The sequence below is a fragment of the Streptomyces sp. TAA486 genome (assembly GCF_000426165.1).
This window is the reverse complement of record NZ_AUEV01000002.1, coordinates 449,929-465,976: the sequence shown is the minus strand read 5'-3', so window position 1 is coordinate 465,976 and position 16,048 is coordinate 449,929. Positions and strand designations below refer to the sequence as shown.

At 70.8% G+C, this 16,048-nt stretch carries 12 protein-coding genes; 4 read left to right on the top strand and 8 right to left on the bottom strand.

Annotated features, from left to right (window positions below; genetic code table 11):
• Nucleotides 1-26: 26 nt before the first annotated feature.
• Nucleotides 27-1,523, bottom strand: coding sequence for a M1 family metallopeptidase (locus I004_RS0106010; protein ID WP_028434734.1), 1,497 nt, complete (start codon nt 1,521-1,523; stop codon nt 27-29).
• A 138-nt stretch (nt 1,524-1,661) separates the two neighbouring features.
• Nucleotides 1,662-2,588, bottom strand: coding sequence for an FAD-dependent oxidoreductase (locus I004_RS0106005; RefSeq protein WP_028434733.1), 927 nt, complete (start codon nt 2,586-2,588; stop codon nt 1,662-1,664).
• Between the two features lie 161 nt (nt 2,589-2,749).
• On the opposite strand from I004_RS0106005, the gene I004_RS0106000 reads away from it, so the two are divergent.
• From I004_RS0106000 to nadE, 3 genes are all read left to right on the top strand, one after another.
• Nucleotides 2,750-6,226: a hypothetical protein gene (locus I004_RS0106000; protein WP_037975075.1), complete on the top strand. Its 3,477-nt coding sequence runs from the start codon at nt 2,750-2,752 to the stop codon at nt 6,224-6,226.
• Between the two features lie 98 nt (nt 6,227-6,324).
• Nucleotides 6,325-7,974, top strand: a complete 1,650-nt coding sequence (locus tag I004_RS0105995) for an ABC-F family ATP-binding cassette domain-containing protein (protein ID WP_028434731.1) — start codon at nt 6,325-6,327, stop codon at nt 7,972-7,974.
• A gap of 102 nt (nt 7,975-8,076) precedes the next feature.
• The gene (gene nadE, locus I004_RS0105990) at nt 8,077-8,919 is read left to right on the top strand and encodes an ammonia-dependent NAD(+) synthetase (RefSeq protein ID WP_028434730.1); all 843 of its coding nucleotides are present in this window, start codon (nt 8,077-8,079) and stop codon (nt 8,917-8,919) included.
• Between the two features lie 127 nt (nt 8,920-9,046).
• Here nadE and I004_RS0105985 read toward each other — a convergent pair whose 3' ends face one another.
• The 4 genes from I004_RS0105985 to I004_RS32495 all read right to left on the bottom strand — a co-directional run bounded on the left by I004_RS0105985 (nt 9,047) and on the right by I004_RS32495 (nt 13,736).
• Nucleotides 9,047-11,491, bottom strand: coding sequence for a Tex family protein (locus I004_RS0105985; protein WP_028434729.1), 2,445 nt, complete (start codon nt 11,489-11,491; stop codon nt 9,047-9,049).
• 164 nt (nt 11,492-11,655) lie between these two features.
• Nucleotides 11,656-11,781 (bottom strand): LPFR motif small protein, encoded by a 126-nt coding sequence (locus I004_RS40180; protein WP_281393654.1) that lies wholly within the window; start codon nt 11,779-11,781, stop codon nt 11,656-11,658.
• Nucleotides 11,782-11,877: 96 nt separating this feature from the next.
• Complete coding sequence (locus I004_RS0105975) at nt 11,878-12,738, bottom strand: SCO6745 family protein (protein ID WP_028434728.1); 861 nt, start codon at nt 12,736-12,738, stop codon at nt 11,878-11,880.
• A gap of 98 nt (nt 12,739-12,836) precedes the next feature.
• Nucleotides 12,837-13,736 (bottom strand): enoyl-CoA hydratase/isomerase family protein, encoded by a 900-nt coding sequence (locus I004_RS32495; RefSeq protein WP_078510864.1) that lies wholly within the window; start codon nt 13,734-13,736, stop codon nt 12,837-12,839.
• A gap of 223 nt (nt 13,737-13,959) precedes the next feature.
• On the opposite strand from I004_RS32495, the gene I004_RS0105965 reads away from it, so the two are divergent.
• Nucleotides 13,960-14,508, top strand: a complete 549-nt coding sequence (locus I004_RS0105965; protein ID WP_078510863.1) for an ATP-binding protein — start codon at nt 13,960-13,962, stop codon at nt 14,506-14,508.
• On the opposite strand, the gene idi is transcribed toward I004_RS0105965, so the two are convergent.
• Nucleotides 14,483-15,043: an isopentenyl-diphosphate Delta-isomerase gene (idi, locus tag I004_RS0105960; protein ID WP_051344740.1), complete on the bottom strand. Its 561-nt coding sequence runs from the start codon at nt 15,041-15,043 to the stop codon at nt 14,483-14,485. The genes I004_RS0105965 and idi overlap by 26 nt on opposite strands.
• A gap of 65 nt (nt 15,044-15,108) precedes the next feature.
• On the bottom strand, nt 15,109-16,044 hold the full coding sequence (locus tag I004_RS0105955; protein ID WP_028434725.1) for a cation diffusion facilitator family transporter: 936 nt from the start codon (nt 16,042-16,044) through the stop codon (nt 15,109-15,111).
• Nucleotides 16,045-16,048: the final 4 nt, after the last annotated feature.

Here is a 16,048-nt window from a genome sequence, read left to right as displayed (position 1 = left end):
CCGGTGCTGGTACGGCGTGCCGTGGTTCAGTGGCGGTGCGCGCCGTGCACGGCCTGGATCTCGTCCCACGACTTCGGCCGCTCCTGCTTGCCGTTCGTGGCGTTCACCTCGCCGCCGAGTGCCGGCTTCTTGGGCTTCGAGGTCTTGTACAGCCAGGTGTCGAACAGCGACGAGAGGGACTTGCCGGAGGCCTTCTCGGAGTACTTGATGAAGTCCTCGACGCGCGCGTTGCCGCCCTTGCGCTCGGTCTGCCAGCCCTCGAGGATCTTGAAGAAGTCCTTGTCGCCGATCTTGTTGCGCAGCGCCTGGAGCGCCATGGCACCACGGTCGTAGACGGCGCCGTGGAACTGGTTCTCCGCTCCCGGGTCGCCGGGGCTGACCTTCCAGAACGGGTCCTTCGCGGGATACGACTCGTAGACCTCGGAGGCGATCTCCTGTGCCGTGCCCTCGCCCTCCTTCTCCGACCACAGCCATGACGCGTACGAGGCGAAGCCCTCGTTGAGCCAGATGTCGCGCCAGTTGCGCACCGAGACGCTGTCCCCGTACCACTGGTGCGCGAGCTCGTGCACGACGACGGAGACGTCGGTGCCCTTCTTGAAGCGCGCGTTGCCGTAGAACGGCCGCGTCTGGGTCTCGAGAGCGAAGCCTGCGCCGGTGGCGGGCACATAGCCGCCGACGGAGCTGAACGGGTACTTGCCGAAGACGGTCTCCAGCCAGTCGGTGATCTCGGCGGTGCGCTCGATGCTGGCGCGTGCCGAACCGTCCTCGTCGCCGAGGCTCTCGCTGTAGGCGTTGACGACGGGGATGCCGCTCTCCGTCTTGCTCTTCGTGACGTCGAACTTGCCCACGGCCATGGTCGCCAGATACGTGGCCTGCGGCTGGCCGGAGCGCCAGTTGGAACGGGTCCAGCCGCCTCCCGCCGGTTCCTCGGAGACCAGGTCGCCGTTGCTGAGGCTCTTGTAACCCTTGGGCACCGCGATGCTGATGTCGAAGGTCGCCTTGTCGCTGGGGTGGTCGTTGCTGGGGTACCACCACCACGCCGATTCCGGCTCGTTGGCCGCGACCCCTCCGTCGGGCGTGCGCTGCCACGAGGTGAAGCCGCTGACCTCGACCTCGGAGGGGATGCCCGAGTAGCGGACGACGACGCTGAACCGCTCACCCTTCTTCAGCGGTTCGGCGGGCGTGATCTCCAGTTCGTGGGCACCGGTGGCGCTCACCTTCGCCTTGCGTCCGTTGACGTGCACTTCCTTCACGTCGAGCGCGAAGTCCAGGTTGAACCGGCTGAGATCCTGCTCGGCCCTGGCGAGGACCGTCGTCGTCCCGCTCAGTTCGTCCGTCTTGGGTTGGTACTTCAGCCGCAGGTCGTAGTGCGAGACGTCGTAGCCGCCGTTGCCGTAGTCCGGGTAGTAGGAGTCTCCCGCCCCGGGCGCGCCCGGTGAGGGTCCGGCATCGGCAGCCGAGGCCGGGACCGTCAACGCGAGAACGGCAGCCACCGCGCCCGTAACGATGAGTCTTTGACGCACGAGTCCTCCAACTCCCTTGCGACAGCGCAGAGATGCGCGATGTGAACAGTCGCAGGGTATGTACTCCGCTCGAACGCCGTATCTGTTTCGTACGCATCTCCATATGAATGCCATGCGATTGGCATCGGCCGTTGCTACTCAGCCGCTTCCGGTCCTGTGCCCGGCGGCCCCGAGTAGCCGCACCGCCTCCAGGGCGCAGCCCCACGAGACCGTGACACCCCCGCCGCCGTGACCGTAGTTGTGCACGCACAGCGCACCGTCCGGCAGCGTCTCCGTCTCCAGCCGTACGCGCGGGCGGTACGGGCGCAGGCCCACCCGGACCTCGAGGATCCGCGCCTGCGCGATCTCGGGGTGGACGCGGGCGCAGCGCTCCACGATGGCCCTCGTGGTGGCCGGGTCGGGCGTGGTCTCCTCCGCGTCCTCGTCGGCCGTGCCGCCCAGCAGCAGACCGTAGGGCTGCGGAAACACGTACGTGGTGTCACTCGTCCCCGCCTCGGACGAGAGGAACCACTCCTCGATCCCCGGGTTCTCCACGACGACGATCTGTCCCCGTACGGGCCGCATCCCGGTGTCCCCGGTCAGTTCGCGCGCGCCGAGTCCGCTGCAGTCGACCACCACCGGCGCCTCGGCCGACGCCTCGGCGAGGGAGGTGAGCGAGCGCTGCTCGCAGCGGCCGCCGGCGGCTGTCAACCGGCCTCGCAGATAAGGGAGATAGGTCTGCATGTCGACAAGAGGGGTGCGTGGCGGTGACCCGATGAGTGAGATCCACTCCGGCGGCACCGTGGAGGCGGCACCGCCCTCCAGGGTGCCCCGCATCAGCCGCACCCCCGTGAGTGCCGGCTGTTCGGAGAGCCATGCGAACTTCCGGAAGGAACGCACCGCCCACTCCAGCGCCTTCTCCGCGGGTTCGATGCGGTACGGCCAACACAGGCCCCCGGAGATCCCCGACGCGGTGTCCGCGTCGTCGTCGCGGCTCCACACCCGCACGTTCATGCCGCGCTCGGCGAGAAGCACGGCCGTCGTCAGTCCGCTCACCCCGCCGCCCACGACGATCACTTCATCCATGCCGCGACGTTATCCCGCGGCGCCGCGTGGGCACCGTTCGGCGGGAAGCACCCTTCCCGCGACCCTCTCGTGCACACGTATCGGCCGCAAAACACTCACGTCCTGCACATCCCTGCGAAGAACTCTTACGCAGCGCACAGACAGCGGGCAGAATCCCGGCCATGTCCCGTGCAGCCGCCACCGAATTTCTCGACGGCCTCGAGCCGCTCGCGTCTCCGCAGCGCACCCGGCAGGTCGCCGCCCACGCACGGGCTGCCGACCGCGAGGAGCTGACGGGTCTTCTGCACGGGCTCGAGGAGCACGGCACGTACGGGCAGCGGATCGCCGTCATCGCCGCCTGCGCCGGCCAGGACACCGACTACCTCTCCGCCCGGCTGGCACACCCCGACCCCTTCATCCGCGGTCACGCCCAGCGCGCGGCAGCCGCACCCTCCGCCGACGTCAGCGACGACGCGCTGTGGGTGGCCCTGCACGACGCGCCGTCCGCCGTACGGGCCCAACTGGTGCGCACCATCGTCAGGGGCCGTCGCACGGAGCTCGCCGACGGCCTGATCGACGCCGTCCGCGGCCGCTGGGGCGACCGGGAGGCCGCGCGGCTGCTCCCCGCCTGCGGGCCGGACACGGCGGCCCGGCTGCTGCCGGCGCTCTTCCATGCCGTCACCGGCTGGCGCTCGCTCGCGGCCCGCCACCCGGACATCCTGCTGGCAGAGGCGGGACGGCAGTTGGATGATCTGCCCCACGTGCTGCGCGAGCAGTGGTGGCGACGGTACGGCGCAGGCGTCGCCCGCACCGCGGACGACCGGCCGCGGCGCGTGCTGGATCTGCTGGAGCAGTACCGCGAAGGCGGCCTGCTGGACCCGGAGTTCCTCCCGCACCTCGTGCGGCTCGTCTCGGCCGACGCCGGCCGCGCGCTCCGGCTGCTGCTGCGTCCCGCGCAGATCGACGGGCTGCGCGAGACCGGTCTGCCGGCGCCCGTGCTGAGGCGTCTCGTGCACGTCGATCCGTCCGAACTCGAGGATCTGGGACGGGTGTTCAGAGGCAACCCGGCCCGTCTTGCGGAGCTGCTGCACGCGCTGCCGCCCGGCCGCCGGGCCGAGTTCTACGAAGCGGTGACCGACGCCGAGGAGCGTGCCCACGCACCGGTCCACGAAGATGTGCTCCGGGCTCTGCCGCACGACCTCCGGGAGGACGAGGCGCGGCGGATGTCACTGCAGGCGCGGGCCCGCGGAGCGCACTGGTCCACCGTCATGGCCGCGCTCGCCCATCTGCCCGACGAATCGGCGTACGCGGAGGTCACCGCCGCCACCCGCCGTCCCTCGCCCGAGGACAGGGCGCTGGCCTGGCCGATGCTGGTGAGGCAGGCCGAGCACACCGCGCAGCGTCACGGCGGCAACAGGACCGTCGTGACGGCCCTCGTGGCGGACATGGCGCGGCTGCGCGACGAGCACGAGTCCGTACGGGCCGCCGCGCTCGGCGCGCTCGCGGACCTGCCGGCGGGACTCTTCGAGGACGAGGCCGTCGAGCATCTGGACCGTGTGGCGGGTGACGCCGTGGGAGCGGCGGGCTCGTCGCACGAGAGCCGCGCCGCCCTCGGCCGCCTCGCCCGTTCCGTGCTGCGCGAACACGTGGCCGGCTCCCAACAGGGCCTGACCGGCTGGGCGTTGCGCACGATCGTCAGGCTCACGGGCAACACCGACGCGGCGGACCTCGGTCATCTCGACAGGAGGCTGCCGCGCGGCGGGGAGTACGCCGTCTTCGAGGCACTGCGCTACTGGCTGGAGGCGGGCGCCGAGAACGACGACCATGGCCTGACGTTCGCGCTCGCGCGGGCCGTCGGCAGACGCGCGGCCGGGATGCCGGAACTTCAGCAACTGCTGTGGCAGGCCGTTCAGTTCGGCACCGAGTCCACCGCCCGTACAGCCGTCGAACTGTGGATGGCCGAGCCGGCGACGAGGGCGGAGAGAGCCGAGCGGGTGCTCGCCGTGGACGGCTCCGCGGCCCTCCTCCCCAGCATCTCGCGGACGATCACGACGCGGCGCACCGATCTCCTCGACCCCGTCCTGGACGCCACCCCGCCCTGCGGCCGGTTCCTCAGCAAGGAGACCCGCCGTCCGCAGCCTCCGGTCGGCAAGTGCACGGCGCGCTGGCTTCCCCGCCAACTGCGCGCCGCCGCCAAGCTTCTGGCGCAGGAAGCGGACGACAACACCAGCGACATGCCCACCCGGCGGGCCGCGTTGCGGCGGCTCGCCGCGATCCCCGGCGAGGGCGGCAGAGAGCTGCGGCTGTGGGCGAACGACCCCGTCGAGGCAGAGTCGGAACTCGCAGACACCGCCCTGGCGGCCACCGTCCGGACCGACCGCCCCGATGAGGCGCTGTCGCTGCTGCTGGAGCATGTCCGCGACGGCCGTGCGCGCATCGCCGTCCCCGCGCTGGGACGCGCGTTCCGCTACACGGACCCGTGGCGGCTGTCGGACGTGCTGCACCGCCTGCTGCTTCCGGCGTCCCGGAAGCGGGCGACGGAGGAAGAGGGCGGCCCGGGCGCAGAGGACGGCCCGGAGGAGTCCCGGACCGGGGCCACGCCGGTCGTCGGGCACAAGGCGGCGGTGCGGCTCGCCGTGGAATGCCTGCCCCTCGCCGAGGCCGCGGAGCTGCTGCTGAAGGTCTACTCGCTGCCGGGCCAGCACCCGGATGTGAAGGCAGCCTGCGTCACGTGCGCGCCGCGCCTGCTGGACGACGACCGCGCCTGGGAGCTCGTCGAATCCGCGGCACGGGGCGTGCCCGTACTGCGCCACGCCCTGCTGCGTGCACGTCCCCTCGAACTGCCCGAGCGGCACCGGGAACGGTACGCCGGGATGATCAGCGGCCTGTGCCACGCGGACGACCGGGGTGTGACCGAGGCCGTCTACTCCTCGCTGGCCGACTGGGCGCTGTGGGCACCGGGCGCGGCGGCCGTACTCTCCTCGGCCGTCACCGACCTGGGCAACCGCGGCACCTGGCGGCAGGCCGCCGAGGGACTCATCGAGCTGGTGATCACGCTGCCCGGTACCGGCCGCACACTCGAACAGGTGCTGTCCGGGCTCATCGCCGCGGACTCCGCGCCCGACACGCCCGACGCCCGTGCCGACCGCGACCGCCCGGCCCGGCGCCGTGTCGAACACCTGGCGCTGACCCTCGGCGAGTGTGCGAAGCAGCGGGGCATCGCCCGCCGCCCCGCCGGACGAACGGGCGTACTCCTCGCCGGGCACGAGGAGTTCATACCGATCGCGGCGAGGTTGCTCTGCTCGGCGGTGACCCTGGAGAGCGACGCGGAGACCCTGGGCCGGCAGCTGCGCGGCATCGCCGGTCTGCACACCCACCGGCCCGCGCTGGCATGGCGGACGGCCGAGGAGTTGCGCCGCTCGCTCCGCCCCGTCCAGCGTCCGTCGGAGACCAGGGAGCGGCTGCTGCCCGTGGCACAGGAGCTCGCCGATGACGGCGGCACCGCGGCGGGGCTGCTGGCCGTGACGCTGGCCGCCGCCGTCAACCCGGCATCGGGCTGGGCGGAGCCGTGGCGTGACCTGCTGCGGTCGATGCGCCGTCACGACGCGCCTGACGTCCGGGCCGCAGCGCTCGACCTGGAGACCCATCCGGGGGAGTGACCCGGCGCGGGCGCCCCCGCCTCTCCGGCGGGCCGCGCTGCCGTCGCACCCCGAAATGCGCGCGACCGCCGGCGGAAGTGCCCGTAGCATCGGCGGCCATGTCCGCCACTCTTGTCGCCAAGGCACTCGCGGCCGGTCACGGCGACCGCTCGCTCTTCTCCGGACTGGATCTCGTCGTCGCGCCCGGAGAAGTGATGGGCCTCGTCGGGGTGAACGGCGCCGGCAAGTCCACCCTGCTTCGCATGCTCGCCGGGCTGGTGAGCCCCGAGGAGGGGGAGGTGTCGCTCAACCCGCCGACGGCGACCGTGGGGCACCTTCCGCAGGAACCGGAGCGGCGTGCGGGCGAGACCGTCCGCGCCTTCCTGGAACGCCGCACCGGCGTGGCGGCGGCTCAGACGGCGCTGGATGAGAGCACCCGCGCCCTGGAGGAGAACCGCAACGGAGCCGAGGACACCTACGCCCTCGCGCTGGAACGCTGGCTGGCCCTCGGCGCCGCCGACCTGAGCGAGAGGGCGGAGGAAGTCACCGCCCGGCTCGGACTGGACGTGGCCCTCGACCGTCCGATGATGACCCTCTCCGGCGGTCAGGCCGCCCGTACCTCCCTGGCGTCACTGCTGCTCAGCCGCTACGACGTCTTCCTGCTGGACGAGCCGACGAACGACCTCGACATGGACGGTCTCGACATCCTGGAGACCTTCGTCACCGGCCTGCGCGCCGCCACGGTGCTCGTCAGCCACGACCGGGAATTCCTCTCCCGGACCGTGGACAGCGTGCTCGAACTCGACCTCGCGCAGCAGCTCGTGCGCCAGTACGGCGGCGGATACGACAGCTACCTGGATGAGCGCGAACGCGCGCGCAGGCACGCACGCGAGGAGTACGAGGAGTACGCACGCACCCGTGCCGGACTGCAGGCCCGGGCGCGGCAGCAGCGCGGCTGGATGGACAAGGGCGTGCGCAACGCCCGCCGGAAGATGCCCGACAACGACAAGACGCTGCGCAACGCCCGCATCGAGGCGACGGAGAAACAGGCCGCCAAGGCACGGCAGACGGACCGGATGATCGAACGCCTCGACGCCGAGGCCGTGGAGGAGCCGCGCAAGGAGTGGCAGTTGCGCATGGAGATCGCCGCCGCACCTCGTTCCGGATCCGTCGTCGCCACGCTCCGGGGCGCCCAAGTGCGCCGCGGAAACTTCGTGTTGGGACCGGTCGACCTCCAGATCGACTGGCGCGACCGCGTCGCCGTCACCGGGCCCAACGGCGCGGGCAAGTCGACGCTGCTCGCCGCGCTGCTCGGCAGGACCGAACTCGACGCCGGGAGCGCCTCTTCGGGGTCCGGCGTGGTCGTCGGCGAGGTCGACCAGGCACGCCGCCTCTTCCACGGGGAGGAGAGCCTGCTGGACGCCTTCCGCGATGCCGCGGAAGTGGAGCCCGAGGAAGTACGCACGCTGCTCGCGAAGTTCGGGCTCTCGGCACGTCACGTGCTGCGCCCCGCGGTGACACTCTCACCCGGCGAGCGGACGCGGGCGGCGCTGGCGCTGCTTCAGGGGCGCGGTGTGAACCTGCTGGTGCTGGACGAGCCGACGAACCATCTCGACCTGCCGGCCATCGAGCAGCTGGAGTCAGCGCTGGCCTCCTACGAGGGCACGCTGCTGCTCGTCACTCACGACCGCCGCATGCTGGACGCCGTCCACACGACGCGGCACATCGAGGTGACCGGCGGCCTGGTCACGGAACGCGTCGTCCCGTGACTGATGGCACGGGACACGGGGCGGTCGCCGTTCCGGTAGGGCGAGTGACGCTGTCGGATTCCGTAACGTCCTGTCCCTCGACCCCTTCAGTACAGTGCGTGGATGGCAAACCTACGGGAGCAGATTCTCGCTGAACTGGGCGTCAATACGGCTGTTGTGCCAAAAGTGGAAATCCGGCAACGGATCGACTTCCTCAAGCACTACTTGCGGTCGACCTCGGCCAGGGGCTACGTGCTCGGGATCAGCGGGGGCCAGGACAGCACGCTGACCGGCAGGTTGTGCCAGCTCGCCAGTGAGGAGCTGCGTGCCGAAGGGCATGAGGCCACTTTCGTCGCGGTGCGGCTGCCCCACGGCGTCCAGGCCGACGAGCGCGACGCGCAGATCGCGCTGCGGTTCATCCACCCTGACCGGTCGGTCACGGTGAACGTCAAGCCGAGCGCGGACGCCGTGGCCGCTGAGACGGCGCTCGGTCTGCGGGAGTTGCTGGGCGATGAGCCCGAGCTGCGGGACTTCGTGCGCGGCAACATCAAGGCCCGCGAACGCATGGTGATCCAGTACTCGATCGCGGGGCAGCTGAGCCTCCTCGTCGTGGGCACCGACCACGCGGCCGAGGCGGTGACCGGGTTCTTCACCAAGTACGGCGACGGCGGTGTCGACGTCACCCCGCTGACCGGCCTGACCAAGCGCCAAGGCGCGGCGCTGCTCCAGGAGTTGGGCGCGCCGCCGAGCGTCTGGGAGAAGGTGCCGACCGCCGACCTCGAGGACGACCGGCCTGCGCTGCCCGACGAGGTGGCACTCGGCCTGAAGTACAGCGAGATCGACGCCTATCTGGAAGGCGCCGACGTCACGCCTGACCTGGCGGCAAAGGTGGAGTCGCTCTACCTGGCGACCCGGCACAAGCGGACCGTTCCGGTGACCCCGCTCGACGACTGGTGGCGGAATTGATCTCTGTCTCAGTCCTCCACCCGCCCAGCTCAAGGCGGGCTTGGACGGGCCCGATGTGAAACGACGGCAACCGCGCGGGCCGGGCCGCCCCTGAGGGACGGCCCGCGCCCGCGCAACACGCTTTCGCTCAGCGCTTCTTCTTGCCGTCGCCGCCCAGCAGCCCGGCCCGGCGCAGCGCGTCGGCCATCTCGCTGTTCGCGGGCGCGGAGTCGCGGCGCTGCTGCCTGCCGCCGTTGCCGCCCCCGTTCTGCTTCCTGCCCTCGGGACGGCCTCCGCCCTGCCGTCCGCCGCCGCCCTTGCGGGGTCCGGGCGTGCGGTCGTTGGCGCCCTGGCGCTTACGGCGCTCACCGCCACCGCCGCCCTCGCCGGAACCCGAACCGGCCGCGGAGGTGTCGTCGTCCAGACGCATCGTCAACGAGATGCGCTTGCGGGCCGCATCGACTTCGCGGACCTTCACCTTCACGATGTCGCCGGGCTTGGCGACGTCCCGCGGGTCCTTCACGAACGACTTCGACATCGCGGACACATGCACGAGCCCGTCCTGGTGCACACCCACGTCCACGAAGGCACCGAACGCGGCCACGTTCGTGACGACGCCCTCCAGGACCATCCCCTCTTCGAGGTCCGTGAGCTTCTCCACGCCTTCCTTGAACGCGGCCGTCTTGAAGGCGGGACGCGGGTCGCGGCCGGGCTTCTCCAGCTCACGCAGGATGTCCGTGACGGTGGGCAGGCCGAACGTCTCATCCACGAACTGCTTCGCGTCGAGGGAGCGCAGCACCGCCGTGTTGCCGATGAGCGAGGGCACGTCGGTGCCGGTGGTGCTCACCATCGTGCGGACGACGGGGTAGGACTCGGGGTGCACGCTGGAGGCGTCCAGAGGGTCCTCGCCGTCGCGGATGCGCAGGAAGCCCGCGCACTGCTCGTACGCCTTCGGGCCCAGCCGCGCCACGTCTTTCAGTTCGCGGCGGCTCTTGAAGGGGCCCTGGCCGTCGCGGTGCGCGACGATGTTCTCCGCGAGGGACGTGCCGATGCCCGAGACGCGGGAGAGCAGCGGTGCGGACGCCGTGTTCACGTCCACACCGACGCCGTTCACGCAGTCCTCGACCACGGCGTCGAGCGAGCGCGACAGCTTCACCTCGGACAGATCGTGCTGGTACTGACCCACGCCGATCGACTTGGGGTCGATCTTGACCAGCTCCGCGAGCGGGTCCTGGAGCCGCCGTGCGATGGAGACGGCGCCGCGCAACGAGACGTCCAGGTCCGGCAGTTCCTGCGAGGCGTAGGCCGAGGCCGAGTACACGGAGGCGCCCGCCTCCGAGACCGTGACCTTCGTCAGCTTCAACTCCGGCTGCTGGGCGATGAGTTCGGTCGCCAGCTTGTCGGTCTCACGGGAAGCCGTGCCGTTGCCGATGGCGATCAGCTCCACGGAGTGCTCCCGCGCCAGCACGGCAAGCTTGGCCAGGGACTGGTCCCACTGCTTCTGCGGAGCGTGCGGATAGACGGTGTCCGTCGCGGCCACCTTGCCGGTCGCGTCGACGACGGCGACCTTCACGCCCGTGCGCAGACCGGGGTCGAGGCCCAGCGTGGAGCGCGTGCCCGCGGGCGCGGCCAGCAGCAGGTCACGCAGGTTCGACGCGAAGACGCCGACCGCCTCGTCCTCCGCGGCGGTACGCAGCCGCAGCCGCAGATCCAGGCCGAGGCGCACCACGATGCGCGTACGCCATGCCCAGCGCACCGTCTCCTGCAGCCAGGCGTCGCCGGGCCGGCCCTCGTCGCGCACCCCGAAGCGCTGCGCGACGGTGGATTCGTACGAGCTGGGCGTGCCCCGCGGCGCGGTCTCGCCCGGCTCCTCCGGCTCCAGCGTCAGATCGAGGATCTCTTCCTTCTCACCGCGGAGCATGGCCAGCACCCGGTGCGAGGGCAGTTCCGTGAAGGCTTCGGTGTAGTCGAAGTAGTCCTTGAACTTGGCGCCCTGCTCCTCCTTGCCCTCGCGCACCTTGGCGGCGAGGTGGCCCCGCAGCCACATGCGCTCGCGCAGTTCGCCGATCAGGTCGGCGTCCTCGCTGAAGCGCTCGGAGAGAATGGCACGGGCACCCTCCAGCGCCGCGGCCGCGTCGGCCACACCCTTCTCGTCGTCGACGAATGCGGCGGCCGCCGCCTCCGGCTGCACGCTCGGGTCGCCCAGCAGCCCGTCGGCGAGCGGCTCCAGGCCGGCTTCGCGGGCGATCTGTGCCTTGGTGCGGCGCTTGGGCTTGAAGGGCAGGTAGATGTCCTCCAGGCGGGCCTTCGTCTCGGCCGTGCGGATCTGCTCTTCCAGCTTCGGGTCGAGCTTGCCCTGCGACCGGACGGATTCGAGAACCGCCTCGCGCCGGTCCTCCAGCTCGCGCAGATAGTGCAGCCGCTCCTCGAGGGAGCGCAGCTGCGCGTCGTCGAGGAGCTCCGTCGCCTCCTTGCGGTAGCGCGCGATGAACGGCACGGTCGACCCGCCGTCGAGCAGCTCGACGGCGGCCTTGACCTGCCGCTCCCGTACGCCGAGTTCCTCGGCGATCCTGCCTTCGATGGTCGTCGTCACGATGGTTGGTCCGCCTTCTTGGTGCTGGGTGTCCCCGGTGAGCCTGCATTGTGGCAGGTGGCACCACCAGGCGGAGGTACGGACCGGGCCCGCGTACGGAAAACTCCGCACGCGGGCCCGGTCGTTGTGGCGTCTCCCGTTGTCCTGTCGGGTGATACGGGGGTTCAGACCCTGCGGCCCGCCCTCGATGCGCCGCCGAAGAGACGGGCCACCAGGCGGAAGGGCAGGGTCACCACGGTCGCGATGGCACCTCCGACCATGCGGAGTGCGTCTGCGATTGCTCGGAACATGCCGACCGGGTAGCCCCGTGCGGCGGACGCAAACCTCGGGCCACTGCCGGGGCGGCCGCGGCCAACCGGTCCGTATCCCTTTTCACTTGGCCCTTGTCACTTGCTGAACAGGTCGGCAGGGAAGGCGCCCGCGTTCACGGCCGACGCGGCGAAGCCTCCCGCCAGTTCGGTGAGCCGTGCCACGCCCGCCTCACCAAGGTGTTCATAAGGGGCCCTGTCCATACGGTCGGTGCTGTACTCCATCTCCTTGCGGAGTGAGTTGCCTTCCTCGGTGAGTTCGCCCTCGGCGTCCAGCAGCCCCCGTTCCCGCAGCCGCTCCTGGGCCGCCGTCCAGTCCTGCTGGTTGTAACCGCGGGTCCCCAGCACCCACTTGGGCGCCATACCGCGACCGCTGGCCGTGTGACTGACGAGGGCCTCCAGCGGATCCAGTCCCGCCGAGAGCAGTACGGCTATGTGTGCGTCGCCCCGGTGTTCGCGAAGCACGGTCGCGGCGTGCCAGTAGGCCAGGTGCGGTGCTTCCGGCACGGGGAGTTCCGCGTTGGCGGCGCAGAGGGGACGGCCCGGGCGCGTACACCCTTCGGTGGCCTTCAGCGCCAGCTGTGCGGCTTCGGCCATCTCCGGGGAGGAGATGGCCTCTTCGCCGAGCAGGTCGCGCAGCATCGCGTCGACGGCCCGCAGCCGCGCGGCGAGCACCGTCGCAGGGGAGGCGGACTCCCACACGGCCGGCACGAAGCGTGAGACGAGGGTGTGGCTGAAGTTGTAGAAGGTGGCCGTGACCGTGCCGGCGCTCGCCGCACCGAGAGGCGCGGCACGTCCCGCGAGGTAGACGGCACTGGTGTCCTCGATGCCGTACGGGGCGAGCTCCTTGGCCAGCGTGGGGGAGAAGTACACGGCCGAGTGGAGTGGGTTGAGCATGTTGTGGCACCGGCGGGCGGCGCGTTCCGGGAGAGACGTCATGACCACACGTTACCGATAGGTAAGTGTCCTGTCCCGGGGCCTCCCTGCGGCAGCCGGGCAGCGGCGGGCCACCGGGACGGAACGTCCCGGCCCCGGCACTACGGGTTGGCCGGGCCTTCCGGGCTTTGCGCGTTTTTCGGGCCTTCAGGACTCTCCGGGCCCGGCGTCCAGCGGAAGTGCGGGGACCGCCGCTCCATGAACGCGGCGGCACCCTCGGCCGCTTCGCCGCTCTCCGCGGCAACCCGCCGCCAGTACTCCGTACGGGATGCGTCCACGGTGCTCCGCGTGAACTCCTTGGCGGCCGCCTGGGTCAGCTGCGAACGCTCCACGAGCGTGCGCGTGAAGACGCCGACCCGCTCGTCCAGGCCCTCCTGCGGGTGCACCTCGTCCACGAACCCGGTGCGCAGCGCACGGTCCGCATCGATCAACTCGCCTGAGAAGAGCAGGTACTTGGCCGTCGAGGGCCCCACGAGCCGCACGAGGCGCTGTGTGGACGACGCCGGATAGACGATGCCGAGCTTCGCCGGTGTGACGCCGAACAGCGAACCCTGCGCGGCGAACCGCAGATCGCACGCCGCCGCGAGCTGGGCGCCGCCTCCGACGCAGTGACCGCGCACGGCGGCCAGCGTCGGCTTGGGGAACGCGCTCAGCGCCTCCTCGGCAGCCACCGCGAGTCCCTGCGAGGACTCCACGGAATGACGCAGCGTGGAGATGTCTGCGCCCGCACAGAAGGTGTTCTCCGCGCCCGTGACGACGAGGACACGCACGGACGTGTCGTCGGCGAGGGCTGAGAGCACCCCGGGCAGCTCGCGCCACATGGCCTCGGTCATCGCATTGCGCTTGGCCGGATTGTGGAGGACGAGGGTGGCCACGCCGTCCGCGTACTCCGTGAGCAGCGTGGGCGGTGCCTGCTGCGCTCCCTGCGACTGCTGTGCCTGAGGGGTCCTGGGTGTCTGCGGGGCGCCTGGTCCGTGCTGCCCGGGTCGTGCTCGCTCCATGCGCGGATCGTAGCCGGGCAGTGGCCTGCGGCTGCCTGAGCGTGGATGCAAGCTCTGTCACAGAGCCGTCCCGCACGGAAGTCTTCTGTCAATTGCCATCGATAAGTGCCGACTTGCGGTCAGTGGGCAGGACTTGGCCTCCGGCATACCAACACTCTATGCACGTACATCTGCAAGAACGCTCGCGTGCAAGAGCACTCGGAGAGGATCGGGGGTGCGGGAAATGGAGAACCACAGGGCCATCGGGCCCGGAGCGGGTGGAGTGTTCCCGGTCGCCCTGCCGGTGCAGGAGCGAGCCGAAGCGCCGGTCCGTGAGGGGAACTGGCGGTTCACGGCCCCCGCGCTGGACTCCTCCGTGCCGCAACTGCGGCACGCCGTGCGCGATCTCATCCGGCGCCAGGGCGCCGTGCCGGACGAGGTCCTGCAGAACCTGCTGCTGATCCTCTCCGAGCTGGCCACGAACGCCGTACGGCACGCGGCGCTGCTGTCACCCGAGATCGGAGTGGAGGTGGGCCTGCAGAACGGGTGGCTGCGCATCGCCGTGGAGGACAGCCACCCCTACAGACCCAAGGCCCTGGACGCCGACCCCGATCAGGAACACATCGGCGGCAGGGGCCTGCTGCTGGTGAAGGTGATCACGTCGGAGGCGGGCGGCGTGTGCGACGTCGAACAGACCGGAACCGGAGGCAAGGTGATCTGGGCCGCGCTGCCGATCCCCGTCGTCAGCGGGGCACTGCCGCCGGAGGTCACCAGCCGGCCGCCGCTCCCGTGAGGTCGCCGATCGCCGGACGCGCCGCGCCGAGCACCGTCATGAACCAGGTGGAGAACGCCCCTTCGGCCTGACGCCGGTCCAGCTCGCCCGAGGTGACGAACGCCGTCTCGGCGATCTCCTCCGGGTCGGGGCGCAGTTCGGCACGCACGAGTCCGGCGAAGAGGTGGTTGTACTCCTGCTCCACCAGACCCGAGTCGGGGTCGGGGTGGTTGTAGCGGACCGTGCCCGCCTCACGCAGCAGGAAGGGTGCCACCCCCAGCTCCTCGCTCACGCGGCGCGCCGCTGCGGCGAACGGCGACTCGCCCGGAAAGGGATGTCCGCAGCAGGTGTTGGACCACACACCGGGGGAGTGGTACTTGCCGAGCGCTCGGCGCTGGAGCAACAGCCGCCCCGCGTCGTCGAAGAGGAACACGGAGAACGCGCGGTGCAGCCGGCCCGGTGCCACATGTGCGGAGAGCTTCTCCGCGGTACCGATCGTGGTCCCGTCCTCGTCGACCAGTTCGAGCATGATCGGTGCCGCTGCGCTGTTCGCCATGTTGATCCTTCTATCGGGGCTGTCCGTCGTCCGCCGGCAGGCAATGTGCCCCAGTCTGCCGTAGATCAGTGGCACAACTTCGCTTCGTGGGCCGCATGTCCGCGCGGCTCCAGCTGGAACGTGCAATGAGCGACGTCGAAATGGTCACCGAGGCAGAGCTGCAGGTCGTGCAGCACGCGCTCCTGCCCCACGGTGTCCAGGGTCTGCTGTGTGACCACCACGTGGGCCGAGAGCACCGGCATGCCGGAAGTGATCGTCCACACATGCAGATCGTGCAGGCCGACCACTCCCTTGACGGAGAGGATGTGCTCGCGCACCTCGGCCATGTCCACGTCCCGCGGAGCCGATTCCAGCAGCACGTCCAGCGCCTCCCGCGCCAGTTTGAGCGTGCGGGGGACGATCATCGCGCCGATCACGAGGGAGGCTGCGGGGTCGGCACCCTGCCATCCCGTCGTCGCGACGATCACGGCGGAGATCAGCACGGCGAGCGAACCCAGAGCGTCCGCCAGCACCTCCAGGAAGGCGCCGCGCACATTGAGGCTCTCCCGCTGGCCGCGCAGCAGCAGCGAGAGCGAGACGACGTTCGCCACGAGGCCGATGCCGCCGAAGACCGCGGTGAGAACGCCGTCGGTCCCCGCCGGCTCGATGAAGCGCTCGACCGACTCGAAGAGGATGTATCCGCCGACGCCCAGCAGCAGAAGGCAGTTGGCGAGCGCGGCGAGGATCTCGGCGCGCGCGAAACCGAAGGTGCGCCGCTCGCTCGAAGGCCTGTTGGCGAAGTGGATCGCGAGCAGCGCCATGCCGAGCCCGAGCGCGTCGGTCGCGACGTGCCCGGCGTCCGCAAGCAGGGCGAGCGAATCGGCGAGCAGCCCGCCGACGATCTGCGTGACGAGGACGGCCAGCGTGATGAACAGCGCGACCCGCAGCCGCTTTCGGTACGCCGCGGACGTGGTGCCACCTGCCGCCGGAGCGGGCCCTCCGTGAGCGTGCCCAGCGCCCATCGCT